Here is a 20,742-nt window from a genome sequence, read left to right on the forward strand (position 1 = left end):
TTTGCCGTCGTTTCCATGTTTCCCTTTCCCTCGCGCGCCGCTCGGAGTATTGCTTGGACGGGCTCATCGTTTCGCTGCTGAACGGTCTCAGTTATGGGCTGTTGCTTTTCATGCTTTCGTCCGGACTGACGCTGATCTTCAGCATGATGGGCATCATCAACTTCGCGCATGCGAGTTTCTACATGCTGGGGGCCTATGCGGCCCACGCCGTGGCCGGCGCGTTGTCGCCGGCGCTGGCCACGGGCGCGGCATTCTGGGTGGCCCTGTTCATCGCGCCCGTGCTGGTGGGGCTGGCGGGCGCGGCGGTCGAGCGGCTGGCGCTGCGCCGCTTGCGCGGCCGGGGGCACGTGGCGGAGTTGCTGTTCACCTTCGCGCTCGCCATGATCATCGCCGAACTGGTGCAACTGGCCTGGGGCCGCTCCGCCGTGCCCTACCGCATGCCGGCCGCCTGGGGCGAGCCCCTGTTCAGCCTGGGCGGGCACGCTTTTCCCGTGCATCGCCTGGTGGTCGCGCTGGCCGCGGGCCTGATGCTGGCGGGATTGTGGTGGGGCCTGACCCGTACCCGGACCGGCCTGGTCGTTCGCGCGGCGCTCAGTCATCCCGACATGGCGCAGGCGCTGGGGCACGACGTGCCCCGTGTGTTCATGCTGGTGTTCGGCGCCGGCTGCCTGCTGGCCGGCATGGCTGGCGCGATAGGCGGCAGCGTGTTCGTGACCGAACCGGGCATGGCGCAGGCGCTGGGGCCCATCGTGTTCGTCGTGACGGTGGTGGGCGGGCTGGGATCGCTGGCGGGCGCCTTCTGGGCCAGCCTGCTGATCGGCTTGCTGCAGACCCTGGCGGTGGGGTCCGCCTGGTCGCTGGCCGCGCCGGCATCGTGGCTGGGCGCGGCGGACGCCGCGCGGGCGCTGGCGGATTGGCCGCTGTCGCGCGTGGCGCCGGTATTGCCCTATCTGCTGATGGTGGCGGTGCTGGCATGGCGGCCGCGCGGGCTCATGGGCGTGCGCGAAACATGAGTCCGCGCCCTGACGGCAGGCCATTCCTGGCCTGCGTGGCCGTTGGACTGGCGGTGCTGGCGCTGGCGCCGCTGTGCTTCGGCAGCGGCTTCCAACTGGGCCTGATGTCGCAGATGTGCGCGATGGCGCTGTTCGCGCTGTCGTACAACCTGCTGCTGGGCCAGACCGGGATGCTGTCCTTCGGGCATGCCGTCTACGCGGGACTGGGAGGGTATGCCGTCATCCATCTCCTGCGCGGGATGGACGGCGGGTCGTTCGTCTACCCGACCGTGCTGCTGCCCGTGGCGGGCGGGCTGGCGGGCGCGGGTTTCGCCGCGCTGATCGGCTATCCGACCACGCGCCGGGGCGGGACGCCATTCGCGATGATTTCGCTGGCGATAGGCGAACTGGTGCATGCCGCCGCCGGCATGCTGCCGGCATGGTTCGGCGGGGAGGGCGGGCTGGCGGCCGATCGTACCGCCGGCCCCGCGTTCGTGGCGGGCCTGTGGCCGGGATGGACCCTGGGACCCGATGTCCACGTCTATTACCTGACCGCCGCATGGACGGCCGCCTGCACGCTGGCCATCCATGCGCTGGGCCGCACGCCGCTGCTCAAGCTTGCCAACGCCGTCCGCGACAATCCGCAGCGCGTGGCCTTCATCGGCTATGACCCGCATCGCGTCCGCTATCTCATGCTGATCCTGTCGGGCTTCTTCGCCGGCGTGGCGGGCGGGTTGATGGCGCTCAACCTGGAGATCGCCAGCGCCGACGGCCTGGGGGCGCTGCGCTCGGGCATGGTGCTGCTGGCGGTGGTGGTGGGGGGCAGCGGCCTGTTCCTGGGACCGGTGGCCGGCGCGGTGGTGGTGACGTTCTTCTCGGTGGAACTGTCGCGCCACACCGGCGCCTGGCAGTTGTACCTGGGGCTCGCCTTCGCCGCGGTCGTGCTGGTCTTGCCTGGCGGACTGGCCGGCGGGCTGCGCGATGCGGCGCGGCTGGTGGCGCGGGGCCAGTCGAGGGAATGGTTGGGCGCCAGGATCTGGACGATCCTCGGGGCGCTGGCGGCATGCGCGGGGCTGAGCCTGGCGATCGAACTGGCCTATGGCCGCGTCCACGACGCGGGCGGGCCGGCGGCGGTCCCGTGGTTCGGGTTGATGCTGGACCCGTTCGCGCCGCTGCCGTGGAGCGTTGCCGGCGCGCTGGCGGTGCTGGGCGCGGCGGGTGTGTTCCTGGGTCGGGGCCGAGGCCGCCCGGTGCCCTCGCCGGAGCGATGCGATGTCTAAGACGCGGGAGACGGGCGGCATCGACGCCTTGTCGCTGGAAGGCGTGGGCAAGCGCTACGGGGATGTCCAGGTGCTCGACGGCGTCAGCCTGCGTGTCCCCATGGGTGAATTCCACGCCTTGATCGGGCCCAACGGGGCGGGCAAGTCCAGCCTGTTCAACGTGATATCGGGCCTGACGCCGCCCTCGACGGGCAGAGTGCGCTTGCATGGCCGCGACGTCACCGGCTTGCCGGCGCATCGCATGGCCCGATTGGGCTTGTCGCGCAGCTTCCAGGTGGCCAACGTCTTCGGCCGCATGTCAGTGTTCGACAATCTGCGCTGCGCCGCCATGCGCAGGGGAGGCCTGGGTTATCAATGGTGGTGTGCGCTGGATCGCGGGCGCGGCGTGGCCCAGCGCGCGAACCAGATCATGGCGCAACTGGATCTGGCGCGGCGCGCGGAACTGCCCGCCGGCGAACTGAGCTACGCCGAGCAGCGCGCCCTGGAGTTGGGCATGGTGCTGGCCACCGATGCGCGCGTCGTCCTGCTGGACGAGCCGACGGCCGGGATGAGCCGGGCCGAGACGGCGCGCATGATGGAGCTGATACGCGGCACGTGCCAGGGGAGGACGGTGCTGATCGTCGAGCACGACATGCGGGTGGTGTTCGGCCTGTCCGATCGCATTTCGGTCATGGTCCAGGGCCGGTTGGTTGCCACGGGCGACCCGGAACACATCCGGGCGGATCCGGCGATCCGCCAGGCCTATCTGGGCGGCATCGTGCAGGAGCCGGAATGAACGGCCTTCTGGAACTTCGCGGCGTCCATGCCTGGTACGGCCGCGCCCACGTGCTGCAAGGCGTGGATCTGAGCGTGGCTCCGGGCGAGATCGTCGCGCTATTGGGCCGCAATGGCGCGGGACGTTCCACCCTGGCGCGCGCGGTCATGGGGCTGGTCGAGCGGCGCGGCCGCCTGCTCTGGAGAGGCCGGGAGACGGCCAGCTTGCGCACGTTCGAGATCGCGCGGCTGGGAGTCGGCTACGTGCCGGAGAGCCGGGACGTCTTTCCCGGCATGACGGTCGAGCAGAATCTGGTGCTGGGGCAGAAGGCCGCCAAGGCGGGGCGCTGGACGATCGCCGACGTATACCGGCTGTTCCCCGCGCTGGCGCAACGAGCCGGGGTGCAGGCGCAGCACCTGTCGGGAGGCGAGCAGCAGATGCTGGCCCTGGGCCGCACGCTGATGGGCGATCCGGCACTGATGCTGGTGGACGAACCCGCCGAGGGACTGGCGCCGATGGTGGTGGCGCAGCTGGCGGCCTGCCTGGACGAACTGCGCCGCCAGGGCATGGCCATCCTGCTGATCGAGCAGAAGCTGGATTTCGCCCTGGACATCGCCGATCGCGCATATGTACTGGGCCACGGCGCCGTGGTGTTCACCGGGACGCCGGCCGCCCTGCGCGCGGATGCCTCGACCAGGCGCGAGTGGATCGAACTCTAGGACCCATTCCCGGCCCGCGCCAGGCTGCTTTCGGCGGGAACGGGCCTTAGGCGCGCCACGACGCCGGCGAGGCGCCCAGCGGGCCGGCGGGTATGTCCCAGGCCATGGGCGCGCCGGCCACGGCAAGCGGCGACTTGACGCGCCGTGCCCGCCCCCAGGCCGTCATCTCCGAGGGCATGGTGCAATCGTCGCGGGCTTCAGGCGCAAGAGGCGCGGCGTCCGCGGGCGCCACGCCTTGTACCAGCAGGGCCGCCGTGCGCGCCAGGGAGGCTCGGGCTTCGCTGCCGCAGCCTGTGCGCGCGCGCTCGGTCAGTCCGCGTATCGCCGCGGTGGCGAGCAGGTAGCCCGTCGTGTGGTCCAGGGCCTGGACCGGCAGCGGAGTCGGCCTGTCCCGGCCCAGCTCGCGCATGCCGGCATCGGCGATGCCGCAGCTCATCTGCACCAGGCTGTCGAACCCGCGGCGGGCTCTCCAGGGGCCGGTCCATCCGTAGGCGTCCAGCGACACATCGACCAGCCCGGGGTTGATGCGGCGCCGTTGCTCCGCATCGAAACCCAACGCGCCCAGGGCATCCGAACGGTAGCCATGCACCAGCACGTCGGCATCGCGCAGCAACTGGCGGAACAGGCGCCTGCCTTCCGTGGAGCGAAGGTCGATGCGGCCGCAGCGCTTGCCCAGCGTCAGCTCGGGGGCAGCGACCGGTTCGTCCCAGGCGGGAGGATCCAGCCGCAGGACCTCGGCGCCGTAGCCCGCCAGGAAACGCGTGGCCACGGGCCCCGCGATGATGCGGGTCAGGTCCAGCACGCGTATGCCGCGCAGCGGGCGGGCGGGGGTGCCGGCCCAGGCGGGTGCCTCGGCGGCGGGTGCCGGCGTGCGCCAAAGCAGCGGCTCGACCGCCACGGCGGCACCTTGGGGATGGGTTGCCCAGGCTTCCCGGGTACGCATCTGCGCGGCGCAGCCCTTCGCCTCGACGATGGCGTTCTCGAGATCGAGGGCATTCCATGTCGCCACCGCGCGCGCCACCTCATCATGACCGCCGTGGCAGCCGAGCACGCGCAGGATGGCATCGCGATGATGCGGCGCATTGGCGTGCAGCCGTATCCAGCCGTCGGCGGCCGCGTAGTCGCCGGTGACGGGATCGCGCGCCGGCGGCAGTTTCCAGCCCACCGGCCGCAGCGACGTGTCGAACCAGAACGAGGTCAGCCGCCGGTCGACCGCGACCGCGGGCAGGCTGCCGTGACGCTGCCCGACCAGCTCGGCAATGGCCAGGCCGGCCGCGCCCACCGAGGCGGCGGCCAGGTCCGTGACCGGGAAGATGGACGGCAGGCTGCCCGTCCCGAGCCAGGCGATGCCGGCGGGAAGCGTGGCGCTTCCCGTCGCGCTCCAGATGGCGCGCAGGTAGCCGTCGCTGACGCCGCCCGCTCCGCCGTCCAGGTCACGCCGCATGTCACAGCACCTCGGCCGCGTAGTCGGCCAGCCGCGAGCGCTCGCCCCGCTGCAAGGTCACGTGGCCCGAATGCGGCCAGCCCTTGAAGCGGTCCACCACGTAGGTCAGCCCTGAACTGCCTTCGGTCAGGTAGGGCGTGTCGATCTGCGCGATGTTGCCCAGGCAGACCACCTTGGTGCCGGGACCGGCACGGGTGATCAGGGTCTTCATCTGCTTGGGCGTGAGGTTCTGCGCCTCGTCGATGATCAGGAACTTGTTCAGGAAGGTGCGGCCGCGCATGAAGTTCAGCGACTTGACCTTCACCCGCGAACGGATGAGGTCCATGGTGGCGGCACGCCCCCAGTCCCCGCCATGGCCGCTTTCGCCGTCGCTCATGTTCAGCACGTCCAGGTTGTCTTCCAGCGCGCCCATCCAGGGCAGCATCTTTTCTTCCTCGGTGCCCGGCAGGAAACCGATGTCTTCGCCCACCGGCACGGTGACGCGGGTCATGATGATCTCGGTGTAGCGCTTGGTCTCGAGCACTTGCGTCAGGCCCGCGGCCAGCGCCAGCAGCGTCTTGCCGGTGCCTGCCTGGCCCAGCAGCGAGATGAAGTCGCAGTCCGGGTTCATCAGCAGGTTGAGCGCGAAATTCTGCTCGCGGTTGCGCGCGGTGATGCCCCAGACGCTGTTCTTGCTGTGGGTGTATTCGCGCAGGGTCTGGAGCACGGCGGTCTTGCCGTTGACTTCCTTGACCTGCGCGTACAGCGGCATGCTGCCTTCGAAATAGACGAACTGGTTGACGGCGAACTGCGCGCACAGGGGCCCGGTGATGCGGTAGAAGGTGCTGCCGCCCTGCTGCCAGGATTCCATGCCCTTGCTGTGCTTGTCCCAGAAATCGTCGGGCAGTTGCAGCACGCCGGTGTACAGCAGGTCGGAATCTTCCAGGACCTGGTCGTTGAAGTAGTCCTCGGCCGGCAGTCCCAGGGCGCGAGCCTTGACGCGCATGTTGATGTCCTTGGACACCAGCACGACTTCGCGGTCGGGGTAGCGTTCCTGCAGGGCGCGCACCACGCCCAGGATCTGGTTGTCGGCCTTGCCTGCCGGAAGGCCGGACGGCAGCGAGGCCGACAGCAGGGTCGTCTGCAGGTACAGCCGGCCCATCGCGTCGCGGTTGCCGAGCTTGTCGAGCGGGATGCCGGCTTCCATGTCGCCGATGTCGCTGACCAGCTCGTCCAGCGAGCGGCTGACCTGGCGGGCGTTGCGCGCCACTTCGGACATGCCCTTCTTGTGGTTGTCCAGCTCTTCCAGCGTGATCATCGGCAGGAAGATGTCGTGTTCCTCGAAACGGAACAGCGAGCTCGGATCGTGCATGAGCACGTTGGTGTCCAGCACGAACAGCTTGGCGACTTCAGGCCCGGCCGATTTCGCCTTGCGCCTGGGCGCGGGCTTGGCCACGGCCTTGCCGGTGGCGGCGGGAGCCGGGGCGGGCGCCGGCTGCGGCGCGCGCGCGACGATGGGCGCCTCGGCCTGCGGGGCGGGCGTCAGCAGGGTGCCCGCCTTGGATTTGGCGGCGGTCTTGCGGGCCGTCTTGGCCGGCGCGGCCTGGATGCCTTCCAGCTGGGGCTGGACGTCGGGAATGTCGGTGGAGGAGGGCGGTCGGGGTTCGGCTTCGGTACGTTTGCCGCGGGCTGCGGGGCGCGCTGGTTCACCCGAGGGGAAGGACAGGATTGCTGCGGGCCGGGTGGGCATCTTGGGAAGCGGCATGAGCGCGGATCTCCTCAGTAGGGAAGCTCAACGATACTGCATCCTCCATTGCATATATCGTACGCCTGCCGGCGTACGACACATGCGCAGGAAGAAAAACGGACTCATTCAGGCCAGCCCGCGCACGGCTTCGAGCACGGCGTCGACATGGCCGGGCACTTTCACGCCGCGCCATTCCTGGCGCAGCTTGCCTTGCGCGTCGATCAGGAAGGTGCTGCGCTCGATGCCGCGCACCTGCTTGCCATACATGTTCTTCATTTTCATGACACCGTATAGCTCGCACAGGGTTTCGTCCGGATCGGCAAGCAGGGGGAACGGGAAGCCCTGCTTTTCCTTGAACTTCTGGTGCGAGGCCAGCGTGTCGCGCGAGACCCCGAGGATCTCGGCGCCGGCGGCCTGGAACTCGGCGTAGCGGTCGCGGAAGTTCTGCCCCTCGGTCGTGCAGCCCGGCGTGTTGTCGCGCGGGTAGAAATACATGACGACGACGCGGCCCTTCAGGTCCTTCAGCGAGATGTCGCCGTCGGTGCTGGGGGCGGTGAAGGCGGGGGCGGCCCGCCCGATGGCAGTGCTCATGCGTGGGTCTCCGGAAAATGGGGGGAAAGGCGGGAGGGGCGGCGCATCATTCAGGCCGGGATCAGCGCGGCCACGACGCGGCGCCCCTCGGCCATCAGGATGTTGTAGGTGCGCGAAGCCGCCAGGGTGTCCATCATCTCGATGCCCACGCCGGCCTTCAGCAGCGGGCGCAGCAGCGACGGCGCCAGGAAGCGCTGGCGGGCGCCGGTGCCGATCAGGACGACCTCGGGCAGCGAGGCCGCGCCCGGCCGGGCCACGTGTTCCATCGCGGCGGCATCGACGTCTTCGAAGGAGGAAACGGGCCAGGCGACGACATCGCCCTCGGGGCCGAACACGACGGCGTGCTCGAAACGGACGCGGTTGACTTCGACGTATCCATCGCCATAGGCGGTCACGGTGTTCAGCGCCGAGGCAGGGTCGGAATGCAACTTCAAAAGATCGGCTCCGGTTCGACGGGAGGATGGAAAAACTATACGCCTGCTGACGGCCGGCACGGATGCGCGAACGAGACAGTGCCTGCGCGGCAGTCGGATTATTATAAATGCCCTCTGCGCGAGGGCTCTCCCGGATGCCGCGAGGGGGGGCGTGGCGGCCCCGGGATCAGGCCGGGGCTTGCACCAGCTTCTGGTCCAGCGCGCCGAACACGCTTGCCCCGGCCGGCGTATTGACTTCCATCCGGACGCGGTCGCCGAACCTCAGGAAGGGGGTGGAGATCGTGCCTTGCGTGGCGTTCTCGATGGCACGCACCTCGGCCAGCGCCGCCGAGCCGGCTCCCTCGGTCGGATCGGACACCGTGCCCGAACCCACCAGCGTGCCGGCGCGCAGGCGCCGGGTCGCGGCGGCGTGGGCGACGAGGTCGCCGAAGCCCACGCTCATCTCGCGCGCGTTCGGATGGCCGATCCAGCGGCCGTTGATGTCCACCCTTACCGGCAGATGCAGCCTGCCTTCGCGCCAGTGTCCGTCCAGTTCGTCCAGCGTGACCGCCACCGGACCGAACGAGGTCGAAGGCTTGGCATGGATGAAGCCGAAGCCGGTCTTCAGCTCGCGAGGCTGCAGCGCGCGCAGGCTCCAGTCATTGGCCAGCATGACCAGTTTCACGTGATCCAGGGCCGCGGCCGCGTCCACTCCCATGGGCACGTCGTCCAGCGCGACCACGATCTCGCCCTCGCAGTCGATGCCGTGGCTTTCGTCCGGCAGCGGCACGTCGTCGCGGCCGCCCAGGAAGTCGTCCGAGCCACCCTGGTACATCAGCGGCAGCGTCGTATCGATGGGCGGGACGCCGAACCCCCGCTGCATCCACAGGCCGTGGTTGGCGAAGGCGGAGCCGTCCAGCCATTGGTAGGCGCGCGGCAACGGCGCCATGGCTAATGCGGGATCGAACGAGAACGCTCCCTGGGCGGCGCCGCGGTTCAACGCCTGGTAGAGCGCCTCCAGGCCGGGCCGCATGGCGTCCCAGTCGTCCAGCAGGGCCTGCATGGTGCATGGCCGGTCGGGGTAGGCGGCCAGGGCCAGGTCGGCGGACACCACGGCCAGGCGGCCGTCGCGGCCGCCGTTCTTCAAGGTTGCGAGTTTCATGGCGAGCCTTTGTGAAGGGGAGTCAATCGTTGAGCTGGATTTTCTTGTCGGCGATGATCCTGCCCCATTTCTCGCGCGACGCGGCCATGGTCCGTTCCAGTTGCCGGCGGTCGCCGGGCGTGACGGTCATGGCCAGGGTGGCGGCGGTATCGGCCATCGCGGGGCTGTCCAGCGTGCGGTTGATGGCCTGGTTCAGCCGCTCCAGCACGTCGCCGGGCACCTTGGCGGGCGCGAACACGCCGAACCACGTGGTGCCGTCGTAGCCGGCGAAGCCCTGCTCGGCCAGCGTGGGCACGTCCGGATATTGCGGCTGGCGGGTGGCGGAGGTGACGCCGAGGATCTTCAACCTGCCGTTCTTCGCATTGGCCAGCGCCAGCGTGGGCGGTCCGAACAGCAGGTCGATCTGGCTGCCCATCAACGCGTTCATGGCCGCCGGCGTGCCCTGGTAGGGCACGTGCATCAGCTGGATGCGCCCCGATTCCTCCAGCAGGCCGCCCCACAGGTGCGCCACGCTGCCCAAGCCCCACGAGCCATAGGTCAGCTTCCCGGGCGCGCGGGCCGCGGCCTGGATCAGGCCACGGGCGTCCTGGAAGGGCGCGTCGGGACGGGCGATCAGCATGGCGGTCAGGGTGCCGACCTGCGCCACGGGCGCGAAGTCGCGGGCCGGCTCGTAGCGGATGTGGCGGTACAGCAGCGGGTTGAGGGCATGGGTGTCCATGTTGCCCAGCATGATGGTGTAGCCGTCGGGGGCCGCGCGGGCCACGAACTCGCTGCCTATCATGCCGTTGGCGCCGGCCTTGTTCTCGACGATGAAGGATTGCCCCAGTTGCTGTGCCAGGCCTTCTCCGAGCTTGCGGGCGACCATGTCGGCGGGAGACCCGGCCACGTAGGGAACGATGACGCGGACCGGCTTGTCGGGATAGCCGGCGGCGATGGCGGAAGTGGCGGCCAGCGCGGCGACGCTGGCGGCAAGGCGGGAAAGAAGGGAGGGCATGGCAGGCTCCGGGAGCGAAAAAGGAAACGGGGCAGGTGAGGCTCAGGCCGGGGCGAAGAGCCGGTCGTCGAAGATCGCCACGGCCCGGGTCCAGCCGGCCGAGGCGGCGCGCACCTTGTGCGGGAAGCAGCTCACGTAGAAGCCGTCGGGAGGCAGGCATTCCAGGTTGTGGAGCTTCTCGATGTGGCAGTAGCCGATGTCGCGTCCGGCCTTGTGGCCTTCCCAGATCAGCGACTTGTCGCCGGTCTCGCGGTACTTGCGCGCGGTATGGGAAAACGGCGCATCCCAGCTCCATGCGTCGGTGCCGGTCAGGCGCACGCCGCGCTCCAGCAGGTACATGGTCGCCTCGTATCCCATGCCGCACCCGGTCTCGACATAGTCGGGGTGGCCGTAGCGCGAGCCGGCGCGGGTATTGACCAGCACGATCTCCAGCGGCCGCAGCGTGTGTCCGATGCGCGCGAGTTCCGCTTCGACGTCGGCGGCGGTGACGACGTAGCCGTCGGGGAAATGGCGGAAATCCAGCTTGACGCCCGGCTGGAAGCACCAGTCCAGGTCGACCTCGTCGATGGTGATCGCGCGTTCGCCGCGGTTCATGGTCGAGTGGAAGTGGTAGGGGGCATCCAGGTGGGTGCCGCTGTGCGTGGTCAGCGTGACCCATTCGGCGGCCGCGGCTTCCCCGTCGGGAAGATCCTCGGCCTTCAGGCCGGGCAGCAGGCGCTGGAAGCCCGCCACGCCCTGCACGTGATTCTCGTAGGTGATGCGTGGCGCGAGCGCGGGCGGGTCCGACAGGATGTCGTTCTCGAGATAGATGGAAAGGTCGACGATGCGGCGTGGCATGATGCGTCCGGACAAGAGAAAGGGGGCAGTGGTGGGTGCGGGCCAGCCGTTCGGCCAGCGCGAGCAGGCTGTTGCTGAGGAGCCCGATGGCGCCCAGCAGGACGACGCCGGCATAGAGCTCCGGGACAGCCCCAGCACTCGCGCGACTTCGTGCAGGCGCGGGTCGACCGACGCGAACCCGTGCACGGTGGACAGCAGCACCGGCCAGATGGCGCCGAAGGCGATGACCGCCAGCACCATGCCGGGCGACAAGCCGAGCAGCGCGATGGCGACGGGCATGACGGCCGAGGCGGGGAGCGGGCGCACGAACTCCAGCGTGGGCTGCGTCCAGGCGCGCAGGGCGGGCGAGACGCCGATCAGCGTGCCCAGGACGAGGCCCAGGGCCGAGGCCAGCAGCCAGCCATAGAGCATGCGTTCGACGCGTGTTCATGCGCGGACTCCGCGGCGGGCGAACAGGCGCGCCTGCAGCCACAGCAGGCCGGCATTGGCGGCCCAGCCCAGCACGCCTATCCAGATGACCAGCGCGAGCATCAGCGCCGGGTTCAGGCTTTGCTGCGCCATGGCCAGGCCGTAGCCCAGGCCCATGGGGTTGGCGATGATTTCGGTGGTGACGGCGATGGTCAGCGCGATGCCCAGCGACAGCCGCAGGCCGACGAAGATACGCGGCAGCGCGGCCGGCAGCACGATCTTCCAGGCGCGGCGGATGCCTCCCAGTCCCAGCACGCGGGCGACCTCGACGAGGCGGGGCTCCACCCGCGCCACGCCGTCCTGGGCGAACATCAGCATGGGCCAGACGCAGGTGAAGGCCACCACCGCGCTTTCCATGCGGTAGCCGAAGCCGAAGGCCAGCATGGCGATGGGCACCAGCGCGACCGAGGGCAGCGGGCGCAGCAGGTTGACCGTGAGCGCCGACCACCGGCCGGCGCGCGGGGAGGCGCCGAACCACAGGCCGAGAACCAGTCCTATGCCGCCGCCCGCGGCCAGGCCGAGCAGCGCATTGCCCAGGGTCTGCGCGGACGCGGCCGCCAGCGAGCCATCCTGCGCCGCCGTCCACATGGCCCGCAGGATCTCGGTGGGCCGGGCGAACGCGTCGCTTTGCGCGCCGCTGGCCCGCATGGCGGCCTCGGCGGCGGCCAGCGCCAGCAGGGGCAGGAGAAGGCCGCGCAGGCGCGGCCCGATGGCGCGGATCATGGACGCGGCTCCTGGATGAAATCGAACAGGAAGCGGCGCAGGCGCAGGAACTCGGGATGCTCGCGCGTGCTCAACTGGTCGCGCGGATGGGGCAGGCCGATGGCGATGTCCTGCGCGAGGCTGCTGGCGCCCGTGCCCGGATTGGCCCGCAGCGCGACGACGCGATCGCCCAGGTAGATCGCTTCCTCGAGATCATGGGTGATGAACAGCACGGTCGTGCCATGCCGCCGCACCAGGGCCAGCAGATCGTCCTGCAGCGACTGGCGCGTCATGGCGTCGAGCGCGCCGAAGGGTTCGTCCATCAGCAGCACCGCCGGACGCTGGGCCAGGCAGCGCGCGATCTGCAGGCGCTGCTGCATGCCGCCCGACAGTTCCGCCGGGTACTTGTCCGCGTGATTGCCCAGCCCGACCTGGGCCAGCAGCGGCGCGATGCGCGAAGCGCGTTCGGCCCGGGGGACGCGGGCGGCCTCGAGCGCGAGCGAGACATTGCCCGCCACGGATCGCCACGGCAACAGGGCGCGCCCATAGTCCTGGAAAACGATGGCGACATCCTGTGCCGGACCGTCGATGGGGCGGCCGTCGCGCAGGATGCTGCCGGCGCTGGGCTGCACCAGGCCCGACAGCAGCCGCAGCAACGTGGTCTTGCCGCAGCCCGACGGACCGACCACGCAGACGAACTCGCCCCGGCCCAGATCCAGATCCAGGCCATTGATGATGCGGCGGCCGCCCAGGTCCAGCGCCACCCCGCCCAGGCGAATCAGGGGAGCGGCGGCACCCGCGCGGGGCGCCGCGTCGACGACGCGCAGGCTGGCGGTCACTTGGCCACCATCGCGGCCAGGTCGGGCGCCTTGCGCAGCATGCCCTGCTGGCGCATGGTGTCCGCCCAGAACTGCAGCTCGCTGCCGGCCAGCGGCACCTTGTAGGCCGGCACCGTCAGAGAGGCCAGGACCGGGGCGGGCACCTTCAGGTACTTGCCCATGTCGGCCCGCGCCTCGTCGGGATGGGCGGCGGCGAAGTCCAGCGCGTCGGCCAGCGCGGCGCGGAAGCTTGCGATGGCCGGTCCATGCGCCTGCTGCCAGGCACGGGTCGACATGTACAGCATGTTGGAAAAGCCGGCCGGCAGGTCCGGCGCCAGCGGCGACAGCAGCGTGCCGGCGCCGCTTTGCAGGATGCGGCCCAGGAACGGGTCGGCCGTGACCGCGGCGTCGATCGATCCGCCCTTGAGCAGATCGCCCATCTGCGGAAAGGCGCCTTCCACGAAGGTCACCTTGCGTGGATCGACGCCCTGGTCGGCCAGCCATTTGCGGCCGATGATGTGCAGGGCGGCGTTCAGCCCGGGCACAGCGATCTTCTTGCCGACCAGGTCGGCCGCGCTTTTGGCGCCGCCGCTGCGCACGACCAGGCCAATGGCCTTGGACGAGGGATTGTGGACGCTCGTGCCGGCCAGCCCCACCAGGTCCATGCCGCTGTCGTTGGCCTGCAGCAGCACCGGGCTCGCCACGCCCGCGATCTGTACCGACCCGGATTGCAGCGCGGCGGGCATCACGCCGCTCAGGGCCAGTTGCTGCGGCGTCACTTCGAGCCCTCGCTTGGCGAAATAGCCGCGTTCCTTGGCCACGAACAGGGGCATGAACTCGGATACCGCCGTATAGGCCACGGTGATGCGGGTCTGCGCCGCGGCGCCCGCCGCCCATAAGGCGAGCGCGATTCCCAGCGCGGGAGCGAGTCTGGATGTCTTCATGGTGTCTCCTGGAAAAAGGGTGCCGGTTGCCGCGGGGACAGGTCCTAGACGGCGCAGGCGTGGCGGATGCCGGCGCTCAGGAAGCGGCAGAGCAGATCGGCGGAACGGTCGAACTCGCGCGCCTTGGCCTGGCCGTGGGACAGGTCCTCGATGCGCTGGTCGCTGATGTGGTGCATCAGCGCGCCCAGCGAGAACTGGTAGCACCAGGCGGCCTGGGCGCGGGAGATACCCGGCAGCGCCTTCATCAGCGCATCGATGTAGGCGTGCGCCACGGGGTCGAACAGTTCGGCGCGCGGCCCGCTGTTCTCCGGCCCCTGCTCGACCAGGTTGCGGGCGACGAGCTGCATGAACTGCCGGCCTTCGGGGTTGGCGGCGAGCTTGAGCGCCGGCCGTACGAAGGCGCGGACGATGCGGTCCAGCAGTTCGTCGGGCGGACCGGCATGCCACAGCGTTTCCAGCGCGGCCAGCCGCTCCCTGATGTAGCCCGAGCGCTGCCGGAAGATCTCCTCGTACAGGGCCAGCTTGGGGCCGTAGTAGTAGCCGACCAGCGCCAGCGGCACGCCGGCTTTCTCGGCGATGTCGCGTATCGAGACGCCGTGATAGCCATGGCGCGCGAACAGCGCCTCGGCCGCCATGAGGATGTTGCGGCGGCGGTCGGGCGCCTCGTCGATCTCGGAGCGGGGGCGTGCGCGGCGGGGCGCTGGAGCGATTTTCGCGGCCATGGGTCTCGATATGGATTTTTATACGATCGTACAGTTTGTTGTACGTTCGTACAAATCGGGAGAAACCAGAGGAAGCCGCACGCCGATGCGCGAAGACCGCCGGCGGCGCGCCGGGAGCTTTTCCTGCTGTCGTCCCAAGTCCGTTACACTGGAGGTTTGCCAGCCGGCGGCCGTGGCCGGCGATTCCCGCCCCTTCCGCAGCCCAGTGCCGCATCCCGCCTCGTCCGGCGGAGCCCATGCGGCGGGTCGGAGCGCGCCAAAGCAAGGGCGGGGAAGTTTTCGAAGAACCCTGTATTGCCCGGAAACACAATGGAACCCATCCGAGTAGGCCTCCTGGGCCTGGGCGTCGTAGGCGGCGGCACTTTCAAGGTCCTCGCCCGCAACGCCGAAGAAATCGCCCGCCGCGCCGGCCGCCACATCGTCGCGACCAAGGTCTCGGCCCGCGATGTCGCCAAGGCGAAGTCCCGCGTCGGCGAAGCCGCCGAAGTCGTCGCCGACCCGTTCCAGATCGTCCGCGATCCCGAGATCGACATCGTGGTCGAACTGATAGGCGGCGACACCCTGGCGCGCGAACTCGTCCTGGAAGCCATTGCCCACGGCAAGCACGTCGTCACCGCCAACAAGGCCCTGCTGGCCAAGCATGGCAACGAGATCTTCGCCCGCGCCAGCGAACAGGGCGTCATGGTCGCCTTCGAAGCCGCGGTGGCCGGCGGCATTCCCATCATCAAGGCCATCCGCGAGGGCCTGTCGGCCAACCAGATCGAATGGGTGGCCGGCATCATCAACGGCACCACCAATTTCATCCTGACCGAGATGCGGGCCCGCGGCCTGCCGTTCTCGGAGGTGCTGACCGAGGCGCAGCGCCTGGGCTATGCCGAGGCCGACCCGACCTTCGACATCGAGGGCGTGGATGCCGCGCACAAGCTCACGCTGCTGTCGTCCATCGCCTTCGGCGTGCCGATCCGCTTCGACAAGGCCCACATCGAGGGCATCTCCAGGCTGGCGCAGGAAGACATCCGGTATGCGGAGGAACTGGGCTACCGCATCAAGCTGCTGGGCATTACCAAGGCGCGTCCCGAGGGCATCGAGCTGCGGGTGCACCCGACCCTGATCGCCGCCCGGCGCGTGATGGCGAACGTGGAAGGCGCGATGAACGCGGTCATGGTCAAGGGCGACGCCGTGGGCGCGACCCTGTACTACGGCCAGGGCGCGGGCGAGGAGCCCACCGCCTCGGCGGTGGTCGCCGACCTGGTGGACGTGACCCGCCTGCACACGGCCGATCCCGAGCACCGCGTGCCGCACCTGGCCTTCCAGCCGGATGCCATCACCGACCGTCCCATGCTGTCGATCGAGGACATCACCACCTCGTACTACCTGCGGCTGGCGGTGACCGACCAGCCGGGCGTGCTGGCCGACATCACGCGCATCCTGGCCGACGCGTCGATCTCCATCGTTTCCATGATCCAGAAGCCGCGCGAGGACGCCACCCAGGCGGACATCATTTTCCTGACCCACGAGGCGCTGGAGCGCAACGTCAACGCCGCCATCGCCCGTATCGAGGCGCTGCCCACCGTGGTGTCGGCCGTCACGCGCCTGCGCATAGAGAACCTCGCCTAGGACGCAGCATGAAATACCTTTCGACCCGCGGCGGCATGGCGCCGCAATCGTTCACCGACGTCCTGCTGGAAGGGCTGGCGCCCGACGGCGGGCTGGCCGTGCCCGAGTCCATCCCGCAGGTCACGCCCGGGCAGCTCCAGGCGTGGCGTTCGCTGTCGTATGCCGACCTGGCGTACGAAGTCCTCAAGCTGTTCATCACCGACATTCCCGAGCAGGACCTGCGCGAACTGACGCGCAAGACCTACCGCCCCGAGGTATTCGGCGGCGAGGTCATCGTGCCGCTCAAGCCGCTCAAGCAGGGCATCTCGCTGCTGGGCCTGTCCGAAGGGCCGACGCTGGCCTTCAAGGACATGGCCATGCAGTTCCTGGGCCATCTGTTCGAATACGTGCTGGCGCGCCGGGGCACGACGCTGAACATCCTGGGCGCGACGTCGGGCGACACGGGTTCGGCCGCCGAATACGCCATGCGCGGCAAGAAGGGCGTGGCGGTGTTCATGCTGTCGCCCGCCGGCCGCATGAGCGCCTTCCAGCGCGCGCAGATGTATTCGCTGCAGGATGCCAACATCCACAACCTGGCGGTGCATGGCGTGTTCGATGACTGCCAGGATATCGTCAAGGCGGTCAGCGGCGACCTGGCGTTCAAGACCGCGCACCGCATCGGCGCGGTCAACTCCATCAACTGGGCGCGCATCGCCGCCCAGGTGGTGTACTACTTCCATGGCTGGCGGCTGGCCACCGAAGGCGCGGCCGATCCCATGGCCCAGGTGTCGTTCGCGGTGCCCTCGGGCAACTTCGGCAACATCCTGGCCGGCCACGTCGCCCGCAGCATGGGCCTGCCCATCCGCCGCCTGGTGCTGGCCACCAACGAGAACAACGTGCTGGAGGAATTCTTCCGCACCGGTATCTACCGCCCGCGCGTCTCGAGCGAAACCTACGAGACCTCCAGCCCCTCCATGGACATCTCGAAGGCATCCAACTTCGAGCGCTTCGTCTACGACCTGCTGGGCCGCGATCCCGCGCGCCTGAAGGCGCTGTGGGACGAGCTGGCGGCGCAGGGTTCGTTCGACCTGTCGGCCTACAAGCCGCAGTTCGCGCAGTACGGCTTCGTCTCGGGCACCAGCACCCATGCCGACCGGCTGGCCACCATCCGCCGCGTCCATGCCGAAACCGGCGTGGTCATCGATCCGCATACCGCCGACGGCGTCAAGGTGGCGCTGCCTTATGTCGAGCCGGGCATACCCATGCTGGTGCTCGAGACCGCGCTGCCGGTGAAGTTCTCGGCCACCATCGAGGAGGCCCTGGGGCAGCCCGCGCCGCGGCCCGCGGGATTCGAGAACATCGAACAGCTGCCGCAGCGCGTGCAGACCGTGGACGGCGACGTGCAGACCATCAAGGACCTGATCGCCGCCGAGGCCGTCTGACGGCGGCGTCGAGTATGTGCGGCGCGCCGCGGGGCGGGCCGCGAAGGAGTCGATTGTGAAGCCTGGTTCGAACCTGCTTTCCCTGGACGAGGCCCTGGAGATCCTGCTGGCGGTCGAGCCCCTGGGCCGGGCCGCCGAACAGATCGAGCTGGCGCGGGCCGCGGGCCGTATCCTGGCCGCCGACGTGACGGCATCGATCAACGTGCCGGCCGCCGACAATTCGGCGATGGACGGCTACGCCGTGCGTACCGCCGACGCGGCGCTGTTCGCCGCGGGCATGCCCGTGTCGCAGCGCATCCCCGCGGGGGCCGTGCCGCAACCGCTGGCCGCCGGGACGGCCGCCCGCATTTTCACCGGCGCGGAGATCCCCGAGGGGGCCGATGCCGTCGTGATGCAGGAAGAGGCCGACGTCCGGGACGACCGCGTGGCATTCGCCAAGCCGGTCGAGGCGGGCGCCTGGATACGCGCCAAGGGCTGCGACATCGAGGCCGGCAGCCGCATCCTGCGGGCCGGAACGCGCCTGCGGGCGCAGGACGTGGGCCTGGCCGCCTCGGTCGGCGTGCCGCGCCTGCCCGTGCAGCCCAGGCTGCGCGTGGCCACGCTGTCCACCGGCGACGAACTGGTCGCGCCCGGCGAGCCGCTGCCCCCGGGCAAGATCTACAACTCCAACCGCTACCTGCTGCAGGGCATGCTGGCGGCGCTGCCGGTCGAGCACGCCGACCTGGGCGCCGTGCAGGACAGTTTCGAGGCGACGCGCGAGGCCTTGCGCAACGCCGCCCGCGAGAACGACCTGATCATCACCACCGGCGGCGTGTCGGTGGGCGAGGAAGACCACGTCAAGCCGGCGGTCGAGTCGCTGGGGCGGCTGGACATGTGGAGCCTGTCCATCAAGCCCGGCAAGCCGCTGGCTTTCGGCCGCCTGCGCCGCGACGACGGTACCGAGGCGGTCTTCATCGGGCTGCCGGGCAATCCCGTCTCGAGCTTCCTGACCTTCGGCCTGCTGGTCAAGCCGCTGCTGCTCAAGCTGGCCGGGGCCCACGCCACGACGCCGTCGAGGACCGCCATGCGCGCCGATTTCGATTGGCCCAAGGCCGACCGCCGGCGCGAGTTCCTGCGGGTGCGCCGCAACGAGCAGGGCGGGCTCGACCTGTTCCCCAACCAGTTGTCGGCGGTGCTGACCTCGACGGTCTGGGGAGACGGCGTGATCGACAATCCGGGTGGACAGACGATCCGGAAAGGCGATACGGTGTCATTCATCAGCTACGCCGAACTGCTGGGCTGAGCCATGAACGTCGACATCCTGTATTTCGCATCGCTGCGCGAAGCCCTGGGCCGGGAAAGGGAAGCGGCCGAACTGCCCGAGACGGTGCGTACCGTGGGCGAACTGCGGTCGTGGCTGGCCGGGCGCGGCGGCGCCTGGGCCGCGGCGCTGGCTCCCGAGCGCGCCGTGCGCGCCGCGCGCAACCACACGATGGTGCAGGCCTCCGAACGTCTGCAGGCCGGCGACGAGGTCGCTTTCTTTCCACCCGTCACCGGAGGGTGACATGTCCATCAGCGTCCAGACCGCCGACTTCGACGCCGGCGCGGAAATCGCCGCGCTGCGGGCCGATCCGTCGGTGGGGGCCGTCGTCACCTTCGTCGGCACCGTGCGCGACATCAACGAAGGCGACAGCGTCTCGTCGCTGACGCTCGAACACTATCCCGGCATGACCGAGAAGGCGCTGGCCGACATCGTCCGGCAGGCCCGGGAACGCTGGACGCTGAACGCCGTACGGGTCATTCATCGCGTCGGCACGCTGCGGGCGCTGGACCAGATCGTCTTCGTGGGCGTGGCGGGGCGGCATCGCGGCGCGTGCTTCGCCGCCTGCGAGTTCATCATGGACTACCTGAAGACGCAGGCGCCGTTCTGGAAGAAGGAGGCCACGGGCCGGGGCGATCGTTGGGTCGAGGCGCGCGATTCCGACGACGAGGCGGCCCGCCGCTGGGAGTCCGGGCAGGAGTGAGGGCGCGGCGCGGGTCAGCCGCGTGCGTCCGCAGCGTCTGCCAGCAGGCGGCCGGCCTCGAGCCCGCTGCGGACGGCGCCTTCCAGCGTGCCTGGGTAGCCCGTATCCGTCCAATCCCCGCACAGCGCCAGCCGCGGCCAGGCCGTGGCATTGCCCGGCCGCGCCAGGTCCGGCACGGCGGCGAAGGTCGCGCGCTTGTCGACCAGCAATTCCCAGTCTTGCACCGGCGGCATGCCGCCCGCGCCCTGGCCGGCCAATTGTTCCCGCAATTGATCGAGCAGGCCCGCCGCGCACGCGGCGCGGTCCCGCCCTTCGAAGTCCGATGCCGCGCTGACCACGACGGCGAGTTCCCCGTGTCCTTCATCGTGGCCCAGCAGGGCGCGCCGGTCGAATACCCATTGGCCCAGGTGCCCGCGCGCGGCGTCTTCCGTCAGCATCAACATGGGAAACGCAAGCCGGAACGGCGCCGCGAGCCGCACGGTCAGCGTGGCGATGGGCAGATGGCGGAAGGCGCGCAGCGCCTGCCGGACCGCCTGCATGGCGGGATGGGGGGGCAGCAGGCGGGCCGCGATGCCCGGCGGGACGGCCAGCACGGCGGCCGCATAGGGCTCGCCATCGACCAGCACGCGCTCGTCGCCAGGCACCAGTTCCCGCACCGCTTGTCCACGGCGCAATTGATGGCGGGCCGCGGCCGCGCGCGGCCACAGGCTGGACAGGTCGCAGCGCGGCAGCAGCAGGTCGCTGTGGCTGCGCGGCGCGTCCAGGCTGTCGCGCAACACGGCGGCGAACAGACGGGCGCAGGCCTGTTCAGGAGGGGTATTGAGCGCGGCCAGGCACAGCGGGCGCCACAGGCGCGCGACGGCTTCCCGTGGCTGGTTCCAGGTGGCGAGCAGGCGCGCGACCGTGGGCGAGCCGCCGGCCTGTCCGGGCATCGGGTCCCGGCCCGCCGCCAGCCATCCCTGCGCGCGCAGTCCCAGCACGAAGCGCAGCGCCGCCCAGCGCGCGCCGGCGCTCAGGCCGCGCGCGCCCAGCAGCGCGGCCACGCCGTGCAGCGGCGAGGGCAGGCGGGGCGCGCGCAAGGCGAAGCGTCCATCGGCGGAGGCCAGCCGCAGCGGGGCGCGAAGCAGCAAGGCAT

At 70.0% G+C, this 20,742-nt stretch carries 21 protein-coding genes and 1 pseudogene; 9 read left to right on the plus strand and 13 right to left on the minus strand.

Annotation, left to right across the window (positions count from 1 at the left end; translation table 11 throughout):
* The first annotated feature begins 53 nt into the window (after positions 1 to 53).
* From CDO46_RS21485 to CDO46_RS21500, 4 genes are read left to right on the plus strand one after another with little or no spacing between them, the layout of a single operon-like run.
* Entirely contained in the window at positions 54 to 1,013 is a 960-nt protein-coding gene (locus tag CDO46_RS21485) for a branched-chain amino acid ABC transporter permease (protein ID WP_087840633.1), read from the plus strand.
* Complete coding sequence (locus tag CDO46_RS21490; RefSeq protein WP_087840634.1) at positions 1,010 to 2,272, plus strand: branched-chain amino acid ABC transporter permease; 1,263 nt, start codon at positions 1,010 to 1,012, stop codon at positions 2,270 to 2,272. Before CDO46_RS21485 ends, CDO46_RS21490 begins: the two co-directional genes overlap by 4 nt.
* Positions 2,265 to 3,047 carry an ABC transporter ATP-binding protein gene (locus tag CDO46_RS21495; RefSeq protein WP_087840635.1) on the plus strand — a complete coding sequence of 261 codons (783 nt, stop codon included), beginning with the start codon at positions 2,265 to 2,267 and terminating at the stop codon, positions 3,045 to 3,047. Before CDO46_RS21490 ends, CDO46_RS21495 begins: the two co-directional genes overlap by 8 nt.
* The gene (locus tag CDO46_RS21500) at positions 3,044 to 3,745 is read left to right on the plus strand and encodes an ABC transporter ATP-binding protein (RefSeq protein ID WP_087840636.1); all 702 of its coding nucleotides are present in this window, start codon (positions 3,044 to 3,046) and stop codon (positions 3,743 to 3,745) included. The genes CDO46_RS21495 and CDO46_RS21500 overlap by 4 nt, the downstream gene beginning before the upstream one ends.
* Before the next feature lie 46 nt (positions 3,746 to 3,791).
* On the opposite strand, the gene CDO46_RS21505 is transcribed toward CDO46_RS21500, so the two are convergent.
* From CDO46_RS21505 to CDO46_RS21555, 12 genes and pseudogenes are all read right to left on the minus strand, one after another.
* Positions 3,792 to 5,189 (minus strand): CoA transferase, encoded by a 1,398-nt coding sequence (locus CDO46_RS21505; protein ID WP_087840637.1) that lies wholly within the window; start codon positions 5,187 to 5,189, stop codon positions 3,792 to 3,794.
* Position 5,190: 1 nt separating this feature from the next.
* Positions 5,191 to 6,933 (minus strand): PhoH family protein, encoded by a 1,743-nt coding sequence (locus CDO46_RS21510; RefSeq protein WP_087840638.1) that lies wholly within the window; start codon positions 6,931 to 6,933, stop codon positions 5,191 to 5,193.
* Between the two features lie 108 nt (positions 6,934 to 7,041).
* Positions 7,042 to 7,506, minus strand: coding sequence for a peroxiredoxin (locus CDO46_RS21515; RefSeq protein ID WP_087840639.1), 465 nt, complete (start codon positions 7,504 to 7,506; stop codon positions 7,042 to 7,044).
* Positions 7,507 to 7,556: 50 nt separating this feature from the next.
* Positions 7,557 to 7,940 (minus strand): Mth938-like domain-containing protein, encoded by a 384-nt coding sequence (locus tag CDO46_RS21520; protein WP_087840640.1) that lies wholly within the window; start codon positions 7,938 to 7,940, stop codon positions 7,557 to 7,559.
* Between the two features lie 166 nt (positions 7,941 to 8,106).
* Positions 8,107 to 9,081, minus strand: coding sequence for a fumarylacetoacetate hydrolase family protein (locus CDO46_RS21525; protein ID WP_087840641.1), 975 nt, complete (start codon positions 9,079 to 9,081; stop codon positions 8,107 to 8,109).
* A 22-nt stretch (positions 9,082 to 9,103) separates the two neighbouring features.
* Positions 9,104 to 10,075 carry a tripartite tricarboxylate transporter substrate binding protein gene (locus CDO46_RS21530; RefSeq protein WP_087840642.1) on the minus strand — a complete coding sequence of 324 codons (972 nt, stop codon included), beginning with the start codon at positions 10,073 to 10,075 and terminating at the stop codon, positions 9,104 to 9,106.
* A 42-nt stretch (positions 10,076 to 10,117) separates the two neighbouring features.
* A complete protein-coding gene (locus tag CDO46_RS21535; RefSeq protein ID WP_132978901.1) occupies positions 10,118 to 10,915 on the minus strand; it encodes a cyclase family protein in 798 nt (265 codons plus the stop codon).
* A gap of 174 nt (positions 10,916 to 11,089) precedes the next feature.
* Positions 11,090 to 11,323 (minus strand): annotated as a pseudogene (locus CDO46_RS28835) (ABC transporter permease); the annotation flags it as partial.
* A gap of 15 nt (positions 11,324 to 11,338) precedes the next feature.
* Complete coding sequence (locus CDO46_RS21540; protein WP_087840644.1) at positions 11,339 to 12,103, minus strand: ABC transporter permease; 765 nt, start codon at positions 12,101 to 12,103, stop codon at positions 11,339 to 11,341.
* Positions 12,100 to 12,921, minus strand: coding sequence for an ABC transporter ATP-binding protein (locus CDO46_RS21545; RefSeq protein ID WP_254914650.1), 822 nt, complete (start codon positions 12,919 to 12,921; stop codon positions 12,100 to 12,102). Before CDO46_RS21545 ends, CDO46_RS21540 begins: the two co-directional genes overlap by 4 nt.
* Positions 12,918 to 13,844 (minus strand): ABC transporter substrate-binding protein, encoded by a 927-nt coding sequence (locus CDO46_RS21550; RefSeq protein WP_087840645.1) that lies wholly within the window; start codon positions 13,842 to 13,844, stop codon positions 12,918 to 12,920. Before CDO46_RS21550 ends, CDO46_RS21545 begins: the two co-directional genes overlap by 4 nt.
* 44 nt (positions 13,845 to 13,888) lie before the next feature.
* Positions 13,889 to 14,566 carry a TetR/AcrR family transcriptional regulator gene (locus CDO46_RS21555; RefSeq protein ID WP_087840646.1) on the minus strand — a complete coding sequence of 226 codons (678 nt, stop codon included), beginning with the start codon at positions 14,564 to 14,566 and terminating at the stop codon, positions 13,889 to 13,891.
* A 309-nt stretch (positions 14,567 to 14,875) separates the two neighbouring features.
* Here CDO46_RS21555 and CDO46_RS21560 point away from each other — a divergent pair, with 309 nt between their 5' ends.
* From CDO46_RS21560 to moaE, 5 genes are read left to right on the plus strand one after another with little or no spacing between them, the layout of a single operon-like run.
* Entirely contained in the window at positions 14,876 to 16,183 is a 1,308-nt protein-coding gene (locus tag CDO46_RS21560; protein ID WP_087840647.1) for a homoserine dehydrogenase, read from the plus strand.
* 8 nt (positions 16,184 to 16,191) lie between these two features.
* Positions 16,192 to 17,604, plus strand: a complete 1,413-nt coding sequence (gene thrC / locus CDO46_RS21565; RefSeq protein ID WP_087840648.1) for a threonine synthase — start codon at positions 16,192 to 16,194, stop codon at positions 17,602 to 17,604.
* 55 nt (positions 17,605 to 17,659) lie between these two features.
* On the plus strand, positions 17,660 to 18,886 hold the full coding sequence (glp, locus tag CDO46_RS21570; protein ID WP_243724325.1) for a gephyrin-like molybdotransferase Glp: 1,227 nt from the start codon (positions 17,660 to 17,662) through the stop codon (positions 18,884 to 18,886).
* A gap of 3 nt (positions 18,887 to 18,889) precedes the next feature.
* On the plus strand, positions 18,890 to 19,147 hold the full coding sequence (gene moaD / locus CDO46_RS21575; protein ID WP_087840649.1) for a molybdopterin converting factor subunit 1: 258 nt from the start codon (positions 18,890 to 18,892) through the stop codon (positions 19,145 to 19,147).
* A 1-nt stretch (position 19,148) separates the two neighbouring features.
* Complete coding sequence (moaE, locus tag CDO46_RS21580) at positions 19,149 to 19,607, plus strand: molybdopterin synthase catalytic subunit MoaE (protein ID WP_087840650.1); 459 nt, start codon at positions 19,149 to 19,151, stop codon at positions 19,605 to 19,607.
* A gap of 14 nt (positions 19,608 to 19,621) precedes the next feature.
* On the opposite strand, the gene CDO46_RS21585 is transcribed toward moaE, so the two are convergent.
* The coding region (locus tag CDO46_RS21585) for an FAD-dependent oxidoreductase (RefSeq protein WP_140416896.1) at positions 19,622 to 20,742 on the minus strand (1,121 nt) is incomplete at its 5' end.

The organism is Pigmentiphaga sp. NML030171 (assembly GCF_002188635.1).
Taxonomy (GTDB): domain Bacteria; phylum Pseudomonadota; class Gammaproteobacteria; order Burkholderiales; family Burkholderiaceae_B; genus Pigmentiphaga; species Pigmentiphaga daeguensis.